Source organism: Catalinimonas locisalis (genome assembly GCF_038039535.1).
Classification (GTDB): Bacteria; Bacteroidota; Bacteroidia; order Cytophagales; family Cyclobacteriaceae; genus Catalinimonas.
This window is the reverse complement of sequence record NZ_JBBPHP010000118.1, coordinates 1-802: the sequence shown is the minus strand read 5'-3', so window position 1 is coordinate 802 and position 802 is coordinate 1. Positions and strand designations below refer to the sequence as shown.

Here is an 802-nt window from a genome sequence, read left to right as displayed (position 1 = left end):
CGGCAAAACCTATCACTTTCTCACCCTGAGTGTGCTTTACCGAGGGGTAAGTGTTCCCATTTGGTGGCATGACTTAGCTAAACTAGGCATCAGCAGCCAGCAACAACGCAAGCGTATGCTACAATCCGCCCTGAAAGTATTGAACCTAGTCGGTGACCGAGAGTATATCGGCACTCAGTGGTTTGAGATGCTACATCAGGCCGGTATAGGTGTGGTTGTACGCTTACGAAAAGGTAATTATCAGAGCGATATTGAGCAACGAGGCCATTCGGTGAACAAGTTAGAGAACCGGGCCCGTAGCCGAGTAGGGCAGGTGGTTTGGAAGCAATTTACCTTGCAAGATCATCGCTACTACTACGTGTTGAAAGCCTATCATAACCGGAGCGGCAAGATAGAGTACCTGCGCCTGATCAGCAGTGTGACTCCTGCTTTGGCTATTGAATGCTATAGACAAAGGTATCGGATAGAGGCCATGTTTAAGCACCTGAAAAGCAACGCTTTTGATCTGGAAGCTCTACACGTCCGGCAAGCTTACAAAATCAGAATGATGATGGCTTTGGTGGTGCTGGCTTATACCTTATCGGTCTGCTATGGGTTAGCGCAATACAAACGACGCATTGCCATTAAAAAACATGGTTCGGCCCAGGTGAGTGTGTTGCGGCACGGGTTGGATAAATGGCAGAACTACCTACAGAGTTTTGTAGTATTCTTAGAACACCTCTCTCTATACCTTGACTCTTTGACTAAGCATGCCAATAAACGAAAACTACTCTTGAATCAAATTGTACCGTAGTGTAATTTT

At 46.4% G+C, this 802-nt stretch carries 1 protein-coding gene; it reads left to right on the top strand.

Features of this window, described 5'->3' with window-relative positions:
• Positions 1-793: transposase (locus WJR50_RS34140; RefSeq protein ID WP_341297805.1), on the top strand; the 793-nt coding region annotated here is incomplete at its 5' end.
• Between the last annotated feature and the right edge of the window lie 9 nt (positions 794-802).